This window comes from Pseudomonas fluorescens (assembly GCF_001648775.1).
Classification (GTDB): domain Bacteria; phylum Pseudomonadota; class Gammaproteobacteria; order Pseudomonadales; family Pseudomonadaceae; genus Aquipseudomonas; species Aquipseudomonas fluorescens_M.
Map to the genome: position 1 here is coordinate 541,772 of NZ_LVEJ01000010.1, position 21,720 is coordinate 563,491.

Below are 21,720 nucleotides of genomic sequence, written 5' to 3' on the forward strand. Positions count from 1 at the left end.
GGTGGTTCGGCAAGGCTCTGGAATGGGCCTTTCTGCAACCGGCGCGCTTACTGTGGGAGCGAGCTTGCTCGCGAATAGGCCCTTCGATTCGAAACAATAAGTGAATGCACGGACGCCTTCGCGAGCAAGCTCGCTCCCACAGGTTGTTGATCATGGCGTGAGTTATTGGGTGTCACTGACATCCAGTTGCCCATCCCACCCACCGCCCAGTGCCGCGATGAGTTGCACGCTGGCGATCAAGCGGCTTTGCAGGATATTCAGCACGCTGCGCTCGTTGCTCAGTGCCGTGGCTTGCACCACGACCACATCGATGTAGGCGATCAATCCGGCCTTGTACTGGTTTTCCGTCAGGCGCAGGGAATCACGGGCGGCATCCAGCGCTTCCTGGCGCACCGCGGCTTCGTCCTCATATACCTTCAACTGCACCAGATAGTTTTCCACTTCGCGGAAACCGTCGAGCACGGTTTGCCGGTATTTGGCCACGGTCTGGTCGTAGACCGCTTCAGTGCGATCGACTTCGGCCGACCGGATGCCGCCATCGAAAATCGGCAGCGACAGTTTCGGCCCGACCGACCAGAAACGATTCGGCAGGCTGATCAGGTTCTGCGACGTACTGCTGCTGTAACCGCCACTCAGGCTCAAGGACAGATCCGGGTAATACGCTGCTTTCGCCACGCCGATGTTGGCGTTGGCGGCGATCACCGAGCGCTCTGCCGAGGCGATGTCCGGACGTCGCTCGAGTAACTGCGACGGCAGGCTCAACGGCACCTGCGGCAGGTTCGGGATGGTCTGGGTTTCGGCGATATTGAAATCCGCCGGTGCCTGACCGGTCAGCACGGCGATGGCGTTTTCAAACTGCGCGCGCTGCCAGATCAGATCGACCAGATCGGCCTGGGTGCTTTTCAGTTGGGTCTGCGCCTGCGCCACCGCATCGCGCCCGGAAACACCGGCGCGATACTGGTTCTGGGTCATTTTCAGCGAACGCTCGTAAGCGGCAACCGTCGCTTCGAGCAGGCGTTTCTGCTGATCGATCACGCGCAATTGCAGGTAGTTCTGCACCAGTTCCGATTGCTGGCTCAGGCGCATCGCTGCCAGATCGGCAAAACTGGCCTGGGCGCTGGCCTCGTCGGCCTCGAGTCCACGGCGCAACTTGCCCCACACGTCGGCTTCCCAACTGACACCCAATTCGGCGTTATAGGTGTCACGGATGCCGCTGGAGGAGCTGCTCAAACTCGAACTGCTGCTGCCGGTGCCCTGGCTGGAACGGGTTTTACCCAGGCTCAGATCGACACTCGGGTAAAACGCCCCGCGCGCACTGCGCACCAACGCCTGCGCCTGGCGGAATTGGGCTTCCGATTGCGCGACGGTCTGGTTGGAATTGTTCAGTCTTTCGATCAAGCCGTTGAGCTGTTGATCGCCATACAGCTCCCACCACGCACCGCGCGCCAGCGAATCGCTGGGCTTGGCCTGGGTCCAGCCTTCGGCTTCCTTGTACTGAGCGATTTCGGCGGTTTGCGGCCGTTGATAGTCCGGGCCGACAGCGCAGGCACTGAGCATCGCCACGCACAGCGACAGGCTCAACAGACGCGAACCGCGAACAGTGGCCAGATGAATAAGCGAACGGTCAGTCATAGCGGAGTTTCCAGAGCGGCGTCAGTACGCACGCCACGCCATTTGTTGAAACGATGGCGCAGCTTGTCGAGATAGAGGTAAACCACAGGCGTGGTGTAAAGCGTCAGCACTTGGCTGAAAATCAGCCCGCCGATGATCGTCAAACCCAGCGGCTGGCGCATTTCCGCACCTTCGGCACGGCCGAGCAGCAACGGCAAGGCACCGAGGATCGCCGCCAGCGTCGTCATCAGGATCGGCCGCAAGCGTTGCAGGCAAGCACTGCGGATCGATTCCAGCGGCGACAGGCCCTGATGGCGTTCCAGTTGCAGCGCCAGGTCGATCATCAGAATGGCGTTTTTCTTCACCACGCCAATCAACAGGAACAGCCCGAGCAACGAGATCAGGCTGAACTCGCCACCCAGCGCATAGATCGACAGCAACGCACCGACCCCGGCCGACGGCAAAGTCGACAGAATCGTCAGCGGGTGAATGTAGCTTTCATACAGCACACCCAGCACCAGATACACCGCCAGCAATGCACCGAGAATCATGAACGGCTGGCTCTTCTGAGTCGCGGCAAAGGCGTCGGCGGTGCCGGCCATTTTCGCGATGACGTCTTCCGGCAAGCCGAGCTTGGCAATCGCCCGCTCGATGGCGGCGCTGCCCTGCTCCACCGTCACGCCTTCGGCCATGTCGAAGGAAATGTCCTCGGAGGCGAACTGGCCTTCGTGACTGACGCGGTCGTCTTCCAGACTGTTTTCGTAATGGGCAAACGTCGACAACGGAACCCGCGCGCCGTCAGCAGTAATTACCTGCACTTGCTTGAGCGTCACCGGGTCCTGGGCGTATTTCGGATTGACCTCCATCACCACTTGATACTGATTGAGGCTGTCGTAGATCGTCGAAATCTGCCGCTGACTGTAAGCGTTGTTCAGTACCGCAGTGACCATGTTCATGTCCACGCCCAGGCGTTTGGCTTGATCGCGATCGACAATCAGCGTGACCTGTTGCGCGCCCTTGCCTTCGCGGGCATCAATCGCGGTCAGTTCGGGCAATGCGCGCAGCGCAGCGACCACTTTCGGGTACCACTCGCGCAGCGAGCCCAGATCACCGCTTTGCAGGATGTAGCTGTATTGCGACGTGGTCTGTTCGCGACCGCCGCCAAATTGCAGGTCCTGATCCGCCATCAGCATCAGTTGCGCACCCGGCACCTTGGGCATTTCCTTGCGCAAACGCTCAATGACTTTCTGCGCGTTGAGCTGACGCTCCTTGATCGGTTTCAGACGCACCAGCATGAAAGCGTTATTGGTGCCGTTGGTGCCGCCGATGAAGCCGGCAACGCTTTCCACCGCTTCGTCCTTGAGCACGGCGCGGCGGAAAATTTCCATTTTCGGCTGCATCACGCTGAACGACAGACCGTCGTCGCCGCGCACGAAACCGATCAACTGGCCGGTGTCCTGCTGCGGCATGAAGGTTTTCGGTACCACCACGTACAGCGCCACGTTGACGCCTACGGTGATGAGCAAGCTGAGCAGCGTCAGACGGCGATGGCGCAGCACCCAGTCAAGGCTGGTGGCGTATTTGCCGACCATCCAGTCGTTGGTGCGGCGGCTCCAGCGTTGCAGGCGGTTTTCCTGGCCCGGCGTGTGTGGCTTGAGCCAACGGGCGCAGAGCATCGGCGTCAGCGTCAGGGAAACCACCAGCGACACCACGATAGCCGCAGCCAGAGTGATGGAGAATTCGCGGAACAAACTCTCGACGATCCCGCCCATAAACAGGATCGACAGAAACACCGCCACCAGCGAGACGTTCATCGACAGCAAGGTAAAGCCGACTTCCTTGGCCCCCAGGTACGCGGCCTGCATCGGTTTGACGCCTTCGTCGATGTGCCGGGAAATGTTCTCCAGCACCACGATGGCGTCGTCCACCACCAGACCGGTGGCGAGAATCAACGCCATCAGCGACAGGTTGTTCAACGAGAAGCCGTAGAGATACATCACCGCAAAAGTGCCAACCAACGACACGGGTACGGCCAATGTCGGAATCAGCGAGGCGCGGAAGTTACCGAGAAACAGAAACACCACCAGAATCACCAGCGCCACGGCGATCAGCAAAGTCATCTCGGCTTCGTGCAACGTGGCCTTGATCACCGGCGAGCGGTCCATGGCCAAATTCAGCTTCACGCTAGCCGGAAGCACCGCTTGCAACGCCGGCAATTGCGCCTTGATCTCGTTGACCGTCTCGATGATGTTGGCGCCGGCCTGGCGGTTGATCACCAGCAACACCGCTGCGTCATCGTTGAAGAAGCCGCTGTTGTAGCGGTCTTCGACGCCGTCGCTGACCTTGGCCACGTCCTTGAGGCGCAGCGCGGCGCCGTCGGCGTAGTGGATGATCAGTGATTCGTAATCCTTGGCTTTCTCCAACTGGTCATTGGCCTGGATCTGCCACAAGCGCTGACCGTCCTCGACCGAACCTTTGGGCCGGCGCACGTTAGCGTCGGCGATGGTCTTGCGCACATCGTCGAGCGCCACGCCGTACTGGTTCAGCGCCTGCGGTTCGAGCTCGATACGCACCGCCGGCAACGAACTGCCGCCAATCTGCACTTCACCGACGCCCTGCACTTGCGACAGGCTCTGCGAAAGAATGGTCGAGGCCAAATCGTAGAGCTGGCCTTTTTCCAGCACATCCGAGGTCAGCGACAGCACCATGATCGGCGCCTGTGACGGGTTGACCTTCTTGTAGGTCGGCATGCTGCGCATACCGCTGGGCAACAGGTTGCGCGAAGCGTTGATCGCCGCCTGCACTTCCCGCGCCGCGCCGTTGATGTCGCGGTCGAGGTCGAATTGCAGAATGACCCGGGTCGAGCCCTGGCTGGAGCGACTGCTCATGGTGTTGACGCCGGCGATCGCGCCGAATGAACGCTCCAGCGGCGTCGCCACGGTGGACGCCATGACTTCCGGGCTGGCCCCGGGCAGGCTCGCCTGCACGACGATCACCGGGAAATCCATTTGCGGCAGCGGCGCCACCGGCAGCAGGCCGAAACTCACGCCGCCGAGCAGCATGATCGCCAGGCTCAGCAGCATCGTCGCGACCGGGCGCTTGATGAAAGGACCGGAGAGGTTCATTGACCACCGTTCCCTGCATCACCACACAACCCTGTGGGAGCGAGCTTGCTCGCGAATGCATTTTGACATTCAACGTAGACGTCGACTGATTGGCCGCTTTCGCGAGCAAGCTCGCTCCCACAAGGAATTCGTCGTGCATGCAGGGTCATACCGACACCTCTTCGCTGTCCGCATTGGTCTTGCGAAAGCGTCGACCGAGGCGATCGAAATACAGGTAGATCACCGGCGTGGTGAACAGGGTCAGCACCTGACTCACCAGCAGCCCGCCGACCATCACCAGACCCAGCGGCTGACGCAATTCCGCACCGGAGCCGGTGGCGAGCATCAACGGCACCGCACCGAACAGCGCCGCCAGTGTGGTCATCAGAATTGGCCGGAAGCGCAGCAGCGCCGCTTGGTAGATCGCCTCCTGCGGGGCCATGCCTTGGTTGCGTTCGGCATCGAGGGCGAAGTCGATCATCATGATCGCGTTCTTCTTGACGATACCGATCAACAGGATGATGCCGATGATCGCGATCATGCCCAGGTCGTTGCCGCTGAGCAGCAACGCCAGCAAGGCACCGACTGCCGCCGACGGCAATGTCGAGAGAATGGTGATCGGGTGAATGTAACTTTCGTACAGCACGCCGAGCACGATGTACATGGTCACCACCGCCGCCAGAATCAGCAGCAAAGTACTCGACAGCGACGCCTGGAACGCTTCGGCCGCACCCTGGAACTGGGTCTGCACGCCGACCGGCATGCCGATGTCCTTCTGCACTTGTTCAATGATGTCGACCGCATGCCCCAGCGCCACACCGGGCGCCAGGTTGAACGACATCATCACCGCCGGGAACTGGCCGATGTGGGTGATCGCCAGTTGCGCCTGACGCTCCTCGACGTGGGCCAGACTCGACAGACGAACCTGTGCGCCATCAGTGGTCTTGACGTGAATCTGGTCCAGCGCCTGCGGGCCGATTTTCTCTCCGGCCTGCGCCTGCAACACCACGCGGTACTGACTGGCCTGGGTATAGATGGTCGAGATCTGCCGCTGGCCGAAAGCGTCGTACAGCGCATCGGTGATGTTTGCCACTGAAACGCCAAGGCGTGACGCGGCATCGCGGTCGATCACCAGATAGACCTGTAAGCCTTTGTCCTGCAAGTCGCTGGCGACGTCGGTCAATTCCGGACGCTGCGCCAGTGCTTCGACCAGACGGCCGCTCCACTGGCTGAGCAGTTCGGAGTCCGGCGAGGACATGCTGAACTGGTACTGCGTACGGCTGACGCGGTCTTCGATGGTCAAGTCCTGCACCGGTTGCATGAACAGGCGGATACCGACCAGTTTGTCCAGTTGCGGTTGCAAGCGCGCGATCACCTCAGTGGCGGTCAGATCGCGATCACCATGCGGCTTGAGGTTGATCAGCAAACGGCCGCTGTTGAGCGTGGCGTTGTCGCCGTCGACACCGATGTAGGACGACAGGCTCTGTACCGCCGGATCTTCGAGAATGATTTTCGCCAGTTCCTGTTGACGCTCGCCCATCGCCGCAAAGGAAATCGACTGCGGCGCCTCGGAAATACCCTGAATCACCCCGGTGTCCTGTACCGGGAAGAAACCCTTCGGCACCACCATGTAGAGGACCACCGTCAGTGCCAGCGTGCCGATGGCCACCAGCAACGTCAGCGGCTGATGCTTGAGCACCCACTGCAACTTGCGTCCGTAGGCGGCGATCATCCAGTCGATGACAGCACCGCTGGCACGGTAGAAACGGCCCTGCTCGTGTGCTTCCGGCTCACGCTTGAGCAGACGCGCGCACATCATCGGCGTCAGGGTCAGCGAAACCACCAGGGAAATCAGGATCGCCACCGCCAGGGTAATGGCGAATTCGCGGAACAAGCGCCCGACCACATCCGCCATGAACAGCAGCGGGATCAATACCGCGATCAACGACAGGGTCAGGGAAATCAGGGTGAAGCCAATCTGCTTGGCACCCTTGAGCGCCGCTTGCATCGGGCTGTCACCCTCTTCGATAAAGCGCGCGATGTTCTCCAGCATGACGATGGCGTCGTCGACCACAAAACCGGTGGCGATGGTCAGTGCCATCAGGGTCAGGTTGTTCACCGAAAACCCGGCCAGATACATCACGCCAAAGGTGCCGATCAGCGACAGCGGCACGGCCACTGACGGAATGATCGTCGCACTGGCGCGGCGCAGGAACAGGAACGTCACCATCACCACCAGCGCGATGGCGATGAGCAATTCGTGCTGGACGTCAGTGACCGAGGCACGGATGGTTTGCGTGCGGTCAGTCAGTACCGTCACGTCGAGACCGGCCGGCAGGTTGTCGGTGATGCTCGGCAGCAAGGCCTTGATGCGGTCGACCACTTCGATGACGTTGGCACCCGGCTGACGCTGGATGTTGAGCAACACCGCCTGATTCTGGTTGGCCCACGCGGCGAGGCGTTCGTTCTCGGCGCCGTCGACGATTTCCGCAACGTCCTTGAGCCGCAGCGGCGCACCATTCTTGTAGGCAAGGATCAGGTTGGCGTAATCCTTGGGCGAAGTCAGCTGGTCGTTGGCGTCGAGCATCGACACCCGCGTCGGGCCGTCGAAGTTACCCTTCGGCTGGTTGACGTTGGAGGCGCTGATCAAGGTGCGCACGTCCGACAGGTTCAGGCTGTTGGCCGCGAGCGCCTCCGGATTGACCTTGATCCGCACGGCCTGGCGCTGACCGCCGGCAATGCTGACCATGCCGACGCCGCTGATCTGGGCGATTTTCTGCGCCATGCGCGTATCGACCAGGTCATTGAGCTTGGGCAGCAGCATGGTTTTCGAGGTGATCGCCAGGGTCAGTACCGGGGTGTCCGCCGGGTTGACCTTGTTGTACACCGGCGGTGCCGGCAGATCGGTCGGCAGCAGGTTGGTCGCGGCGTTGATCGCGGCTTGCACCTGTTGTTCGGCGACGTCCATGTTGATGTCGAGGCTGAAACGCAACGTCAGCACCGAGGCACCGCCGGAGCTGGTCGAGGCCATTTGCGTCAGGCCCGGCATCTGCCCGAACTGACGTTCGAGCGGCGCGGTCACGGCACTGGTCATCACGTCCGGACTGGCGCCGGGATACAGGGTCATGACGCGAATGGTCGGGTAATCGACCTGCGGCAGTGCCGACACCGGCAGCAAGCGATAAGCGATCAGGCCGGCCAGAACAATGGCCAGCATGCTCAGGGTGGTGGCTACCGGACGGAGGATGAACAGCCGCGAAATGTTCATGCGCCCTTCTTGGCCTTGTCAGTCACGGCGGCGTCTGGCGCGTTGGCTGCGGACTTGCCTTGCAGGTGTTCGGTCGGCGTGGTCGGGACCTGATTGCTGTCGTTGACCACTTCCACTTCACTGCCCTCTTTCAGGCGGTCGGTGCCTTCCAGCACCACGCGATCACCCGCCGCGAGGCCTTCGGTGATGACGGTGTTTTCACCGTCACTGGCGCCAATCTTCAATTGGCGAATGGTGACTTTCTTGTCGCCCTCCAGCGCATAGACGAACGTGCCGTTGTTGCCGAACTGAATCGCCGCCGACGGGGCCAGCACCACGCCTTTCAGCGTATCTGCCAGCAGGTGCACGTTGACGAACTGATTGGGGAACAGCGCCTGATCGCGGTTTTCGTAGCGCGCCTTGAACTTCAGAGTGCCTGTAGCGACGTCGATCTGGTTGTCGAGGCTTTGCAACACGCCGGTGGCTTGCAGTTTGGTGTCGCCACGGTCCCACGCCTCGGCCGGCAGCTTGGCGCCACTGCGATAGCGGGCGAGCACGGTTTCGAGGCTGTTTTCCGGCAGTGTGAAGGCGACGCTGATCGGTTGGGTCTGGGTGATCACGGCGAGGAACGTGGTGTCGTTGGCGGTCACCAGGTTGCCGACATCGACCTGACGCAGGCCCACGCGACCGCCGATCGGTGCGCGGACCTTGGTGAATTCGAGGTTGAGCTTGGCGTCATTGACGGCCGCCTGATTGGTCTTGACCGTGCCCAGGTACTGGCCGACCAGCGCTTCGGCGGTGTCCAGTGTCTGTTTGGCGATGCTGTCTTCTTTGAACAGGCCGCGATAACGCTCGACATCGACCTGAGCGTTTTTCAGCTGTGCCTGATTCTGCAGCAAGGTGCCTTCGGCCTGCAGCAAGGCGTTCTGGTACGGGCGCGGGTCGATTTCTGCCAGCACGTCGCCGGCCTTGACCATTTGCCCTTCTTCGAAATTGATCTTCATCAGTTCGCCACCGACCCGGCTGCGCACATTGATGGTGTTGAGCGCGGTCACGGTGCCCAGCGCCTTGTAATACAGCGGGAAGTCGCCGGTGACCGCCGGCGCCACGCGCACCGGAATCGGCCCGGTGCCGCCACCGAAGCCTGGCCGCATCATCCCCGAACGCCCGGCATGCCCGGCTGCAGCCTTCTCGCCGCCCTCCTTGTGGGCGGAACCGGCCGGCCAGAATTTCCAGCACAGGACGGCGATGACCAACAAGACAAGCAGGCTGATCAGCCAGCGACGGGATTTGCGTGGGGACGATTGCATGGAGTGATTAACCATTGGGCGCGTGGGCTTCTTTTACGGGAGGCTGAACGATAAGCACTGATGGGGAATTAGCAAAGCAGCTTTACCGGCAATTTACCTTCAACTTACGTTTCAAGGTGTGAGGCAAAACACTGATACACAAATGAAAACGGCCTGGACAGGGCCAGGCCGTTAACAATTGTAAAAGCGCTTATTTCAGAACGGACAGTGCCGCTTCGTAGTTAGGCTCTTCAGCGATTTCCTTGACCAGTTCGCTGTGCAGGACGTTGTCGTTTTCGTCCAGCACCACAACGGCGCGAGCGGTCAGGCCTTTCAGCGGGCCGTCAGCGATGGCCACGCCGTAGTTCTCGATGAACTCGGTGCCGCGCAGGGTCGACAGGTTCTGTACGTTGTCCAGGCCTTCGGCGCCGCAGAAGCGTGCTTGGGCGAACGGCAGGTCAGCGGAGATGCACAGCACCACAGTGTTGCTGATGTCGTTGGCCTGAGCGTTGAACTTGCGCACAGACGTGGCGCAGGTTGGGGTGTCGACGCTTGGGAAGATGTTCAGCACTTTGCGCTTGCCGGCAAAGTCTTTCAGGGTGACGTCGGACAGATTGCCGGCAACCAGAGAAAAGGCTGGCGCCTTGGAACCGGCTTGTGGCAACTGGCCGTTTACTTGAACCGGATTGCCTTTAAGGGTGACTTGAGCCATGACTTGAGTCCTTCTGATGTTTTGATTGGAAAGCATGCAAGAGGCCGAAGTTAACCACGAAATTGTCTGACGACCTATGCCCTGTTTGGAAATTGTTGGGGGGCTGCGCGAAAAATTGTATACAAAATCAGCGCAGTTCCCCCTGTGGGAGCGAGCTTGCTCGCGAAAGCGTTGGATCAATTCAGCATAAATGTTGAATGTGACGACCTCTTCGCGAGCAGGCTCGCTCCCACATTGGATTCTGTGGTGTTACTGGTCTTTTATTTATGAACCCTGTCGATTCACCGCTGGCCCGTTCGACTAAACCACGAATCCTCACAATCCACGGAGTCACTGCCATGCGATTCATGATCCTTGTAAAAGCCACCGTCGACTCGGAAGCCGGCATCATGCCCAGCGAAGAACTGATCACCGCGATGGGCAACTTCAACGAAGAACTGGTCAAGGCCGGCATCCTGATCGATTGCGATGGCCTGCACCCGAGCAGCAAAGGCGCCCGCGTACGCTTCTCCGGCGACAAGCGCACGGTCATCGACGGCCCCTTTATCGAAACCAAGGAGCTGGTCGCCGGTTACTGGATCTGGGAAGTGGAATCGAAAGAAGAAGCCATCGAATGGGTCAAGCGTTGCCCTAATCCGATGCGGGGCGATTCTGAAATTGAAATCCGCCAGATATTTTCTGCGGAAGACTTCGGCGACGAATTCACCCCTGAGGCGCGGGAACAGGAAGAACGCATCCGAGAGATGGTGAAGAAGTCTTGAGGAGTTGACATCCGGGCGGGGGAACGACATCCCTGCCCGGAAAGACCGCTAAATTGGGTGAATGTTTACCGCGACCAGGCCTCTCCTGGCATCGTCCTTAACTTCAAATTCAACCCTCTGACCCACCGTGAGCGTCTTGAATCCGCCACCCATGATTTCCGAGAAATGAGCAAATGCATCTTTGTTGTCGTCGTCCGACGTAATGAACCCAAACCCCTTAGAATCGTTGTAGAACTTAACTGTTCCCTTTGTTATCGCCATTTCTATCGCCCTCATTTTTAAATCGTCTTGCCATTTGACGAGACATTCCAGTCTCATCAGACGCCCGGTTCAGCCCTCCCACAACTGTCAAACCTGACAGGGTGTAAATATTCCCAGTACTCACGTCAACCTCCAACCCGAACGCTTTAGTACACGCTCTTCTTGATGGTTTGATCGTTCTCACGCTCTGCGTGGGAATGCCTCAAGGGACGCTCCGCGTTCCAGCTAGCGAATTTGACGCAGAGCGTCAGGGGCTGCATTCCTTTGCTGCGCGTGGGAACGATCATTCAACAGAGATCAGTTCTTGAGTTCGACGTGATCCAAGGCTTGATTCACCGCCAGTTCACCCAGCATCACAACTTGTGCAATACCCAGAGCAGTCTTGCGCTGAGAGGTTTCCAGCGAGGCGGCGAAGTTGATCAACATTTCGCTGGCCGAGCCGAGGGTTTCGCTGGCGTTTGCTAGCAGGGATTCGGTGTTGTACTTGGGATTGGCGAGGTACATGGGTTCCGGCTCGTTGGCGCTGGACATGATGCCGGCGGCGGGATTGAGGTAGTAGTCGAGGGCGCGGTCGGCGGCTTCGTGGAGTTTTTTGCTGTCGACTGAGGCGTAAGGGGATGTGGTGCTGGCGTCTGATTCTGGGGGGTTGGGTGTTGGTTTTTTCATGGTGTAACTCCACTGGAAAGTTGGAGCTGCCCCATTCGGTTTCCGGTCGAAGAGGTGGCAGCTGTACGCAGGTTGGAAACCCGGGCAGCGGCGACCCGGACGACCCGAAGGTCCCCCGCGCACAGCCGCCATAACGGAGTGCACACATTCGAAGTGCGCAAGGATACGTTATGAAAGGCGTGTACGCGCCACTAATACCCGTCGGGGTTTCCAGTCCCGGTCGCTGATTTGGCAGCGACGAACACAGGCTAGAGACCCGACGTCCGACGGACAACCTGAAAACCTTGTGGGAACGTTCCGCAAATTCCAAACAACGTTTAAACATCCCGAATTGAAATACGCATATGTAGCAGCAGCCCCATTTCACCCGACAGCGCCTACACCGTAAGCAATGGAATAGTTAGTACACAATAAGCTGTGAACCCGTACACAAAACCAAAGAATTAATCCATTCGGCTGGCTAACTCCCGATTAGCTGCTAGCGTCATTCAGACGTGTCCTACAGGCTTGATAAGAAAAGGGATTACGCCGTAACGGCCGAGATGTGCCGAGTTGTCCATAGGCCACCAGGGAATCGGGGATGATGTTCAATCGAGTGGGGAAGACTCTTTTTATGGCGAGTTCGCTGGCGGCTGCGTGTGGCGCGCAGGCGAATAACGCCGAGGACTCCAACAAGAGTAACAACCCGCTGAACATCGCACCCGGCGCCAATCTCCAGGACTACTACACCCCCAGACTCTACGACAGCAATGCGCACACCAATGATGTGTTGCTGCGCGGCACCTTGCCGATCGCCCCGAATGATTTGATCGGCGTGCCGCAACTGGTTCGCGCCACCCTGCCGATCAGCACCCGCCCCGATCCGCACCACGGTTACAGCACCGGCATCGGCGATCTGAACCTGTTCGATATCTTCATTCTGAAAACCGACGGCGTGCAGTTGGGCATTGGCCCGCTGATCACTGCACCAACCGCCGAACAGGACGAACTCGGTACCGGCAAATGGCAAGGTGGCCTCGCCGCCGTGGCCATCGACGCCTCGCCGCGCGGTTTGCTCGGCGCCCTGGTGCAGTATCAAAGCTCCTTCGCTGGTGACGACGACCGCACGCACGTCGAGAGCGCCACGATGCAGCCGTTCATCATCCATAACCTGGAAAAAGGCTGGTACCTGCGCTCCACCGGCACCTGGACTTTCGACCTGAAAAACGACACCCACTACATCCCGCTCGGCCTCGGCGTCGGTAAGGCCTGGAAGGCTGGCAGCAACATTCTCAACGCCTTCGTCGAACCGCAGTGGACGGTTGATCGCAAGGGCGACGGACTGCCGCAGTTCGTTGTGTACACCGGCATCAACGTGACATTCGGCAAATAAGGAAAACGCCATGCAAGCTGCCTTCAAAGTCGCCGGATACAGCCTGATGATCATGTTTGTCAGCTGTGGCGTTGGCGCCCAGAGTTTCAACGCCAGCCCTGATGAAGCCCTCGGCATCGCCAAGCGCACGGGCGTCGAGGTGCCCTTCAATCGGATCGGCACTACGACGCCGATGCTCAACCCAATCAATTCAAAACAGTAAGCGGAGATGTTGATGATCAAGCCCAACGTTGTGCGCCCGTTGTTGGCGCTGTGCATGATCGGCAGTCCTCTGCTTTACGCAGCAGAGGGCGGCGTCGGCCGACCGATCACCGGGCAGCAGGTGTTTTCCAACGCCGGGATCGTCCCGCCCGAACCGGGCTGGGTCATGTCGCTGACCAGTATCTGGTACGACGGCTCGCTCAAGGGCAGTAACGGTGCACCGATTTCCGGCGCGGTCAGCGGCGGGATCGACATGAAAGTCTCCTACACCATGGGCAACTTCACCCACGTCTGGGACACCGGCAAGGGCCGCTGGAATTACGCTTCGGCGATTGGCGTGCCGGTGCAATACACCGACATCAAAGCCAGCATCACCGGCCCGCGCGGACGGACGTTGGGCGACAGTGACTCGGGGACGCAATTTGCCGACGCCTTGATCACGCCGATTGCCGCCGGCTACCACTTCGATGAACTGAATCACCTTTCGCTGTCCCTGCCGATCTACGTGCCGACCGGCGCCTATAACGATAATCGGCTGGCCAATCCGGGGCAGAACAACTACACGTTCATGCCGACCGTGGCGTTCACTCATCTGGATGGCAAGGGCGGCGAGCTCACGCTGTCCAGCGGTCTTGAGTTCTATACCGAGAACGACGCCACCGACTATCGCAACGGCAATATTTTCACCCTCGACGCGCTGTGGACCCATGGCTTTGGCGATGGCTGGAACGCCGGTGTCGCCGCCGGTTATATCCAGCAACTGACCGACGACAAAGGCCAGACCGCCGATACCTTCAATGGCTATCGCGGCCGTTCGGTCGGTGCCGGTCCGGTGATCGGTTGGGCCGGCAAATTCGCCGACGCGCAAGCCAACATCAGCGCGCGCTGGGTGCCGGAGTTCGACACCAAGAACCGCCCCGAAGGCAACGGCTTCAGCGTCAACCTGACCCTGGCCTTTTTCTAGACCGGACACAAAGGACTGCCCCCATGACTGCGCTTACTGACCTCAACGCCCTGCAAGCGAGCATCGCCGAAGCGGTGCTCGGCCAGGATCAGGTGATCCGGCAGATCCTCCTTGGCCTGTTGGCCAATGGGCACTTGCTGCTGGAAAGCCTGCCGGGCTTGGCCAAGACGCGCACGGTCAAGGCGCTGGCCAAGCACCTCGACGCGAAGATGAGCCGCATCCAGTTCACCCCGGACCTGCTGCCGTCGGACATCACCGGCGCCGAGGTGCTGCATCAGGTCGAAGGCAAAAACGAAATCCGCTTTCAGCCGGGGCCGCTGTTCGGCAACCTGATCCTCGCCGACGAAATCAACCGCGCGCCGGCTAAAGTGCAAGCGGCGCTGCTCGAAGCCATGGAAGAACGGCAGATCACCGTGGCCGGCAACAGCCATGCGCTGCCAGAATTGTTCATTGTGGTGGCGACGCAAAACCCGATCGAACAGGAAGGCACCTATCCGCTGCCGGAAGCGCAGATGGACCGTTTTCTGATGAAGGTGCTGCTGGACTACCCGAGCGCCGACAACGAGAGCCAGGTCCTGCGATTGTTACGCGCCGAGGAGTTCGCCCAAGGTGCCAACACCGCACCGAACAAGGGTTTCAGCCTGTCGCAGGAGGTGATCTTTGCCGCGCGCAAGGAAGTCAGCGCCGTGCATGTTTCGCCGGCCATCGACAGTTATCTGATCGACCTGATCAACGCCACGCGCCATCCTGCAGATTACGACGAGGATCTCGCGCGCTGGATCGCCATCGGTGCCAGCCCGCGCGGCGGCATTGGTCTGGATCGCTGCGCGCGGGCCGATGCGTGGTTGCAGGGGCAGGATTTCGTTTCGCCGGACAACGTGCGCGCCGTGGTGCATCCGGTGCTGCGTCATCGCCTGCAATTAAGCTATGACGCGGTGGCCGATGGCGTCAGCGCTGATCAGGTGCTCGATCGCATTCTCGATAAAGTGGCGATTCCGGCATGAACGCCGACGGGCTGGTCTATGTCTCTCTCGCGCAATTGATGGCGCTGGAGTTCAAGGCCCGCGACCTGAGTTTTCTCGCCCGGCAACCGCGCGGCAGCATCCTCGCCGGCAACCATGCTTCGCGCCTGCGCGGGCGCGGCCTGAACTTCGACGAGTTACGCCGCTACCAGCCGGGCGATGACTTGCGCCACCTCGACTGGCGCGCGTCGCTGCGCACCGGCAAACCGGTGGTGCGCACCTTTACCGAAGAGCGCGACCGCCCGGCATTGATCGTGGTCGATCAGCGCATGTCGATGTTCTTTGGCTCGCGCCACAGTTTCAAATCTGCCCTCGCCGCCGAACTCGCGACGCTGGCCGCATGGATGGTGTTCAACGCCGGTGATCGGGTCGGGGGGCTGGTGTTCAACGATCAACGCATCGACAGCATCGCCCCGCTGCGCAGCCGCAAACGCGTGGAAGCCTTGCTCAGCCGCATTGCCGAACAGAATCAGGCATTGAACGCTGGCAACCCCGATGCCGAAGACGAGGATCAACTGGACAAGGTCCTGCAGCGCTGCCTCGCCCTGGCCGGGCACGACCATTTGATCTGCATCGTCAGCGATTTTGCCGGGGCCGGTGAACGCACTTTGCAACTGATGCGGCAGCTGTCGGCGCACAACGATGTGATCGCCTTGCAGGTCTATGACCCACTGGCGATGAAGCTGCCAAACAATGGTCGCCTGCTGGTCACCCAAGGCGAGTTGCAGGTCGAGCTGGCGGTGGAAAAACGCAATGTGCACCAGCCGTTGGGCGATTTCCTCAGCGGTCGGCTCAAGGACGTCGCCACCCTGCTGCGCCGCAGTCAGGTGCCGCTGATGATGTTCAGCACCGCCGAAGAGGCGCACGCGCAACTGCGCGCCGAGCTGGGTAAAAGCGCCGGGGCCCGCCGGTGAATCCGAATATCCCGAGCATCGAACAACTCAAGGAGTTGAGCCTGCCCGCGCCGGTCAGTTATGCGCCGCAAACGTGGGGCTGGTGGGTGTTGCTGGGGCTGTTGATCGTGCTTGCGATCGTGGTTGGTGTGCGGCGTTATCGGCAATGGCACAGGGATGCTTATCGCCGCGAGGGCCTGGCGCGTCTGGCGCAGTTGCGCAGCCGCAGTGACGACCTCAATGCCCTGCGCGAATTGCCCGCGCTGCTCAAACGCGTGGCGCTGTCGATGCCCACACACAAATCTTTGTTGTGGAATGCAAACCCTGTGGGAGCGAGCTTGCTCGCGAAGAGGCCGGCACAGCCAGCATCTCCGGTGACTGACACACCGCTTTCGCGAGCAAGCTCGCTCCCACAAGGGGTTGCGGCGCTTGGGCTGGACGATTGGCAAGGCTTTCTGCAACGGCACTGCAAAAAGCCGCTCCCGGCCGATTTCAGCGAACAACTCGCGCAACTCGCCTACGCCCCCGACGACACCCTGCACGCCCTCCCCGCGCCACAACGGCAGGCGTTGTTCGACACCTGCCAATCGTGGATGGAACATCACCATGTGGCAGCTTGATTACCCATGGCTGTTGCTCCTGCTGCCATTACCTTGGCTGGCTTACCGCTATCTGCCCGCCTACAACGAGGCCCGCAGCGCCGTGCGCGTACCGTTTTTTGCCGCGATGAGCCGCGCCGTCGGCGAGGCCCCGGCCAGCGCCGGCACCCGCCGCAATGCCTGGCAATTACTGCTGAACCTGTTGGTCTGGGCGTTGCTTGTGTTGGCCGTCGCGCGCCCGGTGTTTGTCGAAAAACCGATCGAACGCCAACAACCGGTGCGCGACCTGATGCTCGCCATCGACATTTCGCAGTCAATGGAGACCGAAGACTTCACCAATGCCCAGGGCGAAAAAATCAATCGCCTCGCCGCCGTCAAACAAGTCGTGCAAGGCTTCACCGACAAACGCAAGGACGACCGCCTCGGCCTGATCGTGTTCGGCAGCGGCGCCTATCCGCAAGCGCCGCTGACCCTCGACCACGCCAGCCTGTCACTGCTGCTGGCCGACACCGGCATCGGCATGGCCGGGCCCAACACGGCGATTGGCGATGCGATCGGTTTGAGCCTCAAGCTGCTCGATAAAGCCCATGAGCAGGAAAAAGTGCTGATCCTGCTCACCGACGGTAACGACACCAGCAGTGCAATCACCCCGGATCACGCCGCTGAAATGGCCGCGAGCAAAGGCGTGATCATTCACACCATCGGCATCGGCGACCCGAGTGCATCGGGTGAAGCCAAGGTCAATCTGCCGGGGCTGCAACAGATCGCCAAAACCACCGGCGGGCAGTCCTTCCGCGCCGAAGATCGCAACGCTCTGGATCAGGTCTACAGCACCCTCGATCGCCTCACTCCGCATCAAACGAAAACCCTCAGCCATCAACCGCAACGCGAGTTGTTCTACTGGCCGCTGGGCGCGGCGATCGGCTTGTTGGCGCTGTATCACTTCGGCGCCTCGCTGCGCCCACGGCTGTCGCGCGTGCGGCAAGAGCAGGAGGCCTGAGATGGAGATCAATCTCAGCGACTTGCACTTCCTGCGCCCGTTGTGGCTGTTGCTCGGCGTGTTCGGCGCACTGTTGCCGCTGATCTGGCGACGCAGCCGTGACCTGCAACGACAACTGCGCGGCAACATTGCCGAACACCTGCTGCCGCACCTGCTGGTCACGCCGCAGGACCACCAACGCCTGCGACCGGTGCACCTGCTGTGCGCGCTGTTGGTCCTCGGCGCGATCGCGGCGGCCGGGCCGACCTGGGAACAGGATCGGCCGGACTTCCTTGAAAATCGTGCGCCGCTGATTGTCGCCGTGGACCTGTCGCCGTCGATGGACGCCAGTGATGTGCAGCCGACCCGGCTGGAGGCGGCCAAACACAAACTGCACGATCTGATTCAACGCCGCGCCGGCGCGCGCACCGCACTGATCGCCTACGCCGGCAGCGCGCATCTGGTGTTGCCGCCCACCGACGACCCGGCGTTGCTCGACAGCTTCATTCAAGCGCTGGGTAGCGGGCTGATCGACAAACCGGGCAAGGACGTTGGCGCGGTCATCGAGCAGGCCAAACGTCTGCTCGGCGCGGAAAAAACACCCGGCAGCCTGTTGCTGATCACCGACGGCGCCGACACCGCACAACTGGACGGCCTCGGCCAACCGTTGCGCGACAGTCAGTTGCAAGTGCTGGTGCTGGCGGTCGGCAGTGAGGACGGCGGCATCATTCATGACGCCAACGGCCAACCGCGCACCGATGCCAACGGCCGTCCGGCGCTGGGCAGTTTCGATCAGGCGGCGATCAAGCAACTGGCGTCGGCCGTCGATGCGCCGCTCGGCAGCCTGACCCTCAACGACGATGACCTGGACTGGATCGAGTTGCACGCGCAACAGCACTTCCAGAGCGCCAGCGCCGAACAGCGCGAGTTGCACTGGAAAGATGCCGGTTACTGGCTGTGCTGGCCGTTGTTGCTGTTGGCCTTGTTCAGCGTACGCAAAGGCTGGAGCGTCAACTGGATGCCGGCGTTGGCGCTGGCGGTGGGCCTTGGCTGGCCGGCGGCCCCGGCACAGGCCAGTGCGTTGACCGACGCCTTCTTCACCCGCGACCAGCAAGGCCGCTGGGCCTTTGAACACGATCACTTGCCGCAAGCCGCCGCGCTGTTTGTCGACCCGTACTGGAAAGGCGTCGCGGCGTATCACGCGGCCGATTACGACCTTGCGCTGGCAACGTTTGCGCGGCTGGACACGCCACAGGCGTATTTCTATCTGGGCAATATTTACGTGCGCCGCTTCAAGTTCGATGAAGCCATCGCCGCCTACACCCAGGCCTTGAAACTGCAACCGCAGTTCCCCGAAGCCACGGCCAATCTGGCGCTGGCGCAAGCGTTGCTCAAGGACACCGAAAGCGCCGAGAAAAACGCCCCGCAGACCAAACCCGACGAGGTGAAATTCGACAAGGCGCCGGGCAAGGGCCAGAGCAAAAAGGTTGAGACCGAGCAGGCGGCATCGGATGCCTTGTGGCTGCAAAACCTGACCACCTCGCCGGCGAAATTTCTCAAGCAGAAGTTCAGCTTGCAGGATCAGCAGGGAGCCAGGCCATGAACCGAGTTGTAGCATTCGCGAGCAGGCTCGCTCCCACAGGGGATTTGCGGCCCGCACAGATCCAATGTGGGAGCGAGCCTGCTCGCGAAGGGGCCCGCCGGATCACCACAGCTCTGCTGATAGGTCTAGCCAGTGGCCTGTTCACACTTCAGGCCTTTGCCGCCGAACCCCAACTCAAAGTCCAGGCCCACCTGCAACCCGCCGAAGGCGCCATGGTTGGCGGCCTCGTCGAACTGCAAGTCGACGTCCTCACCGACACCTGGTTCACCAGCGCCGCCACCCTGCCCGACTTGAAACTCGACGGCGCGCTGGTGATGCCACCCGACGGTCAGGCCCAGCACCTCAATCAGACCCTCGACGGCCAAGCCTTCAGCGGTTTGCGCTACAGCTACCTGATCACCCCGAACGTTGCGCGCACGTTCGATATTCCAGCGCTGACCGTGCGTGCCACTCCCGGACAGGCGACGACGCAGATCAGCGCTCAAAGCCAACCGCTGCACTTCAGCGCCGCCCAGCCACCGGGGTTCAGCGCCAACGAAACACCGCTGGTGGCCAGCGGATTACGCTTCAGCCAAACCGTGACTCACTCGGCCACGCCGCTGAAAGTCGGCGACACCGTCGCCCGCCAACTGACCCTGCAAGCCGACGGTGCGCTGGCCATGGCCCTGCCGGTTCCAGCGTTCGCCGAGGTCGCCGGGCTCAGTCGCTACATCAACACCCCGCAGGTCACCCGCCTCGATGACGGTCGCGGCGATATCCTCGGCGGCCAGCGCATCGACACGGTCAGTTATCGCGTCGACAGCAGCGGCTCGCACACGTTGCCGGCCATCGACGTGAAATGGTGGGACTCGACCAGTCGCCAGACGCGCACCGCGCAAGTTCCGGCCGTGACGTTTACAGCGGCAGCCAACAGCGCCTACAAACCGGTGTTTTCGATCAGCGAGGACCTCAAGCAACTCGGCCAGCATCGCCTGCACTTTTCCACGCGCTGGCTGTTGTGGCTGACGGCGCTGGTTGCTCTGGTCGTCTGCGTTTGTCTACTGCGCCCCGCCGTCACCCGTGCCCACCAACAATGGCTGGCACGCCGACGCGCGCGGCAGTTGGCCTGGGTGCAATCGGCGGACTTCGCCTGGCAACAAATCGAGCCGCAATTGACCGCCTCACCGGCGCAATTGAGCGCCTTGTACCTGTGGCTGCGGCGCAGTCGCCTCGGGCTGAAACTGGTCGATGCCGGGCCGCGCCTGCAAGGCCTGTTGCGCGGGCTTTACGGCCGCGATCCTGCCGCCGGGCAAACACTTGTTCAACTGCGCCAATCGTTGACTACGCTTCACAGTCAGGCCGAACAGCAGCACGCAAAACCGGCCTCGGCCCTGCGCCCGCTCAACCCCGTTCACGAGAAGGATTTCCCATGACGAACCCGCCGCAGCACCGCCAACGTTTCAACCTGGCTCTGTTGTTTGCGCTCGCTTTGCCGTTGCTCGCGCAAGCCAGCGAACCGCTGCCTTCGTGGAACGAGGGGCCGACGAAAAAAAGCATCATCGAGTTCGTGCAGGCGGTCACCGACCAGAGCAGCAAGGACTTCGTCAAACCCGCCGAGCGCATCGCCGTGTTCGACAACGACGGCACCTTGTGGAGCGAGCAACCGGCCTACTTCGAACTGCTGTTCGCCTTCGATGAGGTCAAACGCACCGCGCCGCAGCACCCGGAATGGAAAACCACCCAACCGTTCAAAGCCGTGCTGGAAAACGATCACAAAGCCTTGGCCGCGTCCGGCATGGACGGCTTGCTGAAGATCGTCGGCGCGACCCACACCGGCATGACCACCGAAGCCTTCGACGACTACGCCAAGACCTGGCTCAGCCAGGCGCGCCACCCGAAAACCGGCAAACCGTACACCGAGATGATCTTCCAGCCGATGCTGGAAATGCTCGACTACCTGCGCAGCCAGGACTTCAAGACCTACATCGTTTCCGGCGGCGACACCGCGTTCATGCGCGCCTTCGCCGAAAAGGTCTACGGCATCCCGCCGGAACAGGTGATCGGCACCACCTTCATCACCTCGTTCCAGTTCAAGGACGGCAAGGCCTCGATCGTGCGCACGCCGAAACTGGCGCACAACGACGATGGCCCGGGCAAACCGGAAAGCATCGATGCGGTCATTGGCCGGCGGCCGATTCTGGCGTTCGGCAACTCCGACGGTGACCTGCAAATGCTCCAGTGGACCGCCGCCGGTTCCGGCAAACGCTTCATGGGCCTGGTGCACCACACCGACGCGAAGCGCGAATGGGCGTATGACCGAAAATCCGATATCGGGCGCCTCGACAAGGCGCTCGACGAAGCAAATTCCCGTGGCTGGACCGTGGTCGACATGGCGTCCGAATGGCGCCGGATCTACCCGTTCGAGTCACCGGCAACCGAGCAGGTGCAATAAGAAAG

The 21,720-nt window shown here is 61.0% G+C and carries 18 protein-coding genes; 11 read left to right on the forward strand and 7 right to left on the reverse strand.

Features of this window, described 5'->3' with window-relative positions:
* Positions 1-162: 162 nt before the first annotated feature.
* The 5 genes from A8O26_RS12430 to tpx all read right to left on the reverse strand — a co-directional run bounded on the left by A8O26_RS12430 (position 163) and on the right by tpx (position 9,963).
* Positions 163-1,632 carry an efflux transporter outer membrane subunit gene (locus A8O26_RS12430; RefSeq protein WP_064118263.1) on the reverse strand — a complete coding sequence of 490 codons (1,470 nt, stop codon included), beginning with the start codon at positions 1,630-1,632 and terminating at the stop codon, positions 163-165.
* Complete coding sequence (locus A8O26_RS12435; protein ID WP_064118264.1) at positions 1,629-4,736, reverse strand: efflux RND transporter permease subunit; 3,108 nt, start codon at positions 4,734-4,736, stop codon at positions 1,629-1,631. The genes A8O26_RS12430 and A8O26_RS12435 overlap by 4 nt, the downstream gene beginning before the upstream one ends.
* A 145-nt stretch (positions 4,737-4,881) precedes the next feature.
* Entirely contained in the window at positions 4,882-7,983 is a 3,102-nt protein-coding gene (locus A8O26_RS12440) for an MdtB/MuxB family multidrug efflux RND transporter permease subunit (RefSeq protein ID WP_064118265.1), read from the reverse strand.
* Positions 7,980-9,287, reverse strand: coding sequence for an MdtA/MuxA family multidrug efflux RND transporter periplasmic adaptor subunit (locus A8O26_RS12445; RefSeq protein ID WP_064118266.1), 1,308 nt, complete (start codon positions 9,285-9,287; stop codon positions 7,980-7,982). Before A8O26_RS12445 ends, A8O26_RS12440 begins: the two co-directional genes overlap by 4 nt.
* A gap of 175 nt (positions 9,288-9,462) precedes the next feature.
* Positions 9,463-9,963, reverse strand: a complete 501-nt coding sequence (gene tpx, locus A8O26_RS12450; protein WP_064118267.1) for a thiol peroxidase — start codon at positions 9,961-9,963, stop codon at positions 9,463-9,465.
* Between the two features lie 338 nt (positions 9,964-10,301).
* Between tpx and A8O26_RS12455 the strand changes: the two genes are divergently transcribed.
* Positions 10,302-10,724: a YciI family protein gene (locus A8O26_RS12455; RefSeq protein ID WP_064118268.1), complete on the forward strand. Its 423-nt coding sequence runs from the start codon at positions 10,302-10,304 to the stop codon at positions 10,722-10,724.
* Positions 10,725-10,772: 48 nt separating this feature from the next.
* Here A8O26_RS12455 and A8O26_RS12460 read toward each other — a convergent pair whose 3' ends face one another.
* Together A8O26_RS12460 and A8O26_RS12465 are read right to left on the reverse strand one after the other, a co-directional pair.
* On the reverse strand, positions 10,773-11,042 hold the full coding sequence (locus A8O26_RS12460) for a cold-shock protein (protein WP_437339880.1): 270 nt from the start codon (positions 11,040-11,042) through the stop codon (positions 10,773-10,775).
* Between the two features lie 240 nt (positions 11,043-11,282).
* Positions 11,283-11,651, reverse strand: coding sequence for a DUF6124 family protein (locus tag A8O26_RS12465; protein ID WP_064118269.1), 369 nt, complete (start codon positions 11,649-11,651; stop codon positions 11,283-11,285).
* Between the two features lie 583 nt (positions 11,652-12,234).
* Between A8O26_RS12465 and A8O26_RS12470 the strand changes: the two genes are divergently transcribed.
* The 10 genes from A8O26_RS12470 to A8O26_RS12515 are packed head-to-tail and all read left to right on the forward strand — an operon-like array spanning position 12,235 to position 21,715.
* Positions 12,235-13,023 (forward strand): hypothetical protein, encoded by a 789-nt coding sequence (locus A8O26_RS12470; protein ID WP_064118379.1) that lies wholly within the window; start codon positions 12,235-12,237, stop codon positions 13,021-13,023.
* 10 nt (positions 13,024-13,033) lie between these two features.
* The gene (locus A8O26_RS12475; RefSeq protein WP_064118270.1) at positions 13,034-13,225 is read left to right on the forward strand and encodes a hypothetical protein; all 192 of its coding nucleotides are present in this window, start codon (positions 13,034-13,036) and stop codon (positions 13,223-13,225) included.
* Positions 13,226-13,237: 12 nt separating this feature from the next.
* A complete protein-coding gene (locus tag A8O26_RS12480; protein ID WP_064118271.1) occupies positions 13,238-14,188 on the forward strand; it encodes a SphA family protein in 951 nt (316 codons plus the stop codon).
* Between the two features lie 23 nt (positions 14,189-14,211).
* Positions 14,212-15,192: an AAA family ATPase gene (locus A8O26_RS12485; RefSeq protein WP_064118272.1), complete on the forward strand. Its 981-nt coding sequence runs from the start codon at positions 14,212-14,214 to the stop codon at positions 15,190-15,192.
* Entirely contained in the window at positions 15,189-16,124 is a 936-nt protein-coding gene (locus A8O26_RS12490; protein ID WP_064118273.1) for a DUF58 domain-containing protein, read from the forward strand. The genes A8O26_RS12485 and A8O26_RS12490 overlap by 4 nt, the downstream gene beginning before the upstream one ends.
* Complete coding sequence (locus tag A8O26_RS12495) at positions 16,121-16,723, forward strand: DUF4381 domain-containing protein (RefSeq protein ID WP_064118274.1); 603 nt, start codon at positions 16,121-16,123, stop codon at positions 16,721-16,723. The genes A8O26_RS12490 and A8O26_RS12495 overlap by 4 nt, the downstream gene beginning before the upstream one ends.
* Positions 16,710-17,702, forward strand: coding sequence for a vWA domain-containing protein (locus A8O26_RS12500; protein WP_064118275.1), 993 nt, complete (start codon positions 16,710-16,712; stop codon positions 17,700-17,702). The genes A8O26_RS12495 and A8O26_RS12500 overlap by 14 nt, the downstream gene beginning before the upstream one ends.
* Position 17,703: 1 nt before the next feature.
* Entirely contained in the window at positions 17,704-19,284 is a 1,581-nt protein-coding gene (locus A8O26_RS12505) for a VWA domain-containing protein (protein ID WP_064118276.1), read from the forward strand.
* A complete protein-coding gene (locus A8O26_RS12510) occupies positions 19,281-20,696 on the forward strand; it encodes a BatD family protein (RefSeq protein ID WP_064118277.1) in 1,416 nt (471 codons plus the stop codon). The genes A8O26_RS12505 and A8O26_RS12510 overlap by 4 nt, the downstream gene beginning before the upstream one ends.
* The gene (locus tag A8O26_RS12515; protein WP_064118278.1) at positions 20,693-21,715 is read left to right on the forward strand and encodes an HAD family hydrolase; all 1,023 of its coding nucleotides are present in this window, start codon (positions 20,693-20,695) and stop codon (positions 21,713-21,715) included. Before A8O26_RS12510 ends, A8O26_RS12515 begins: the two co-directional genes overlap by 4 nt.
* Positions 21,716-21,720 lie beyond the last annotated feature (5 nt).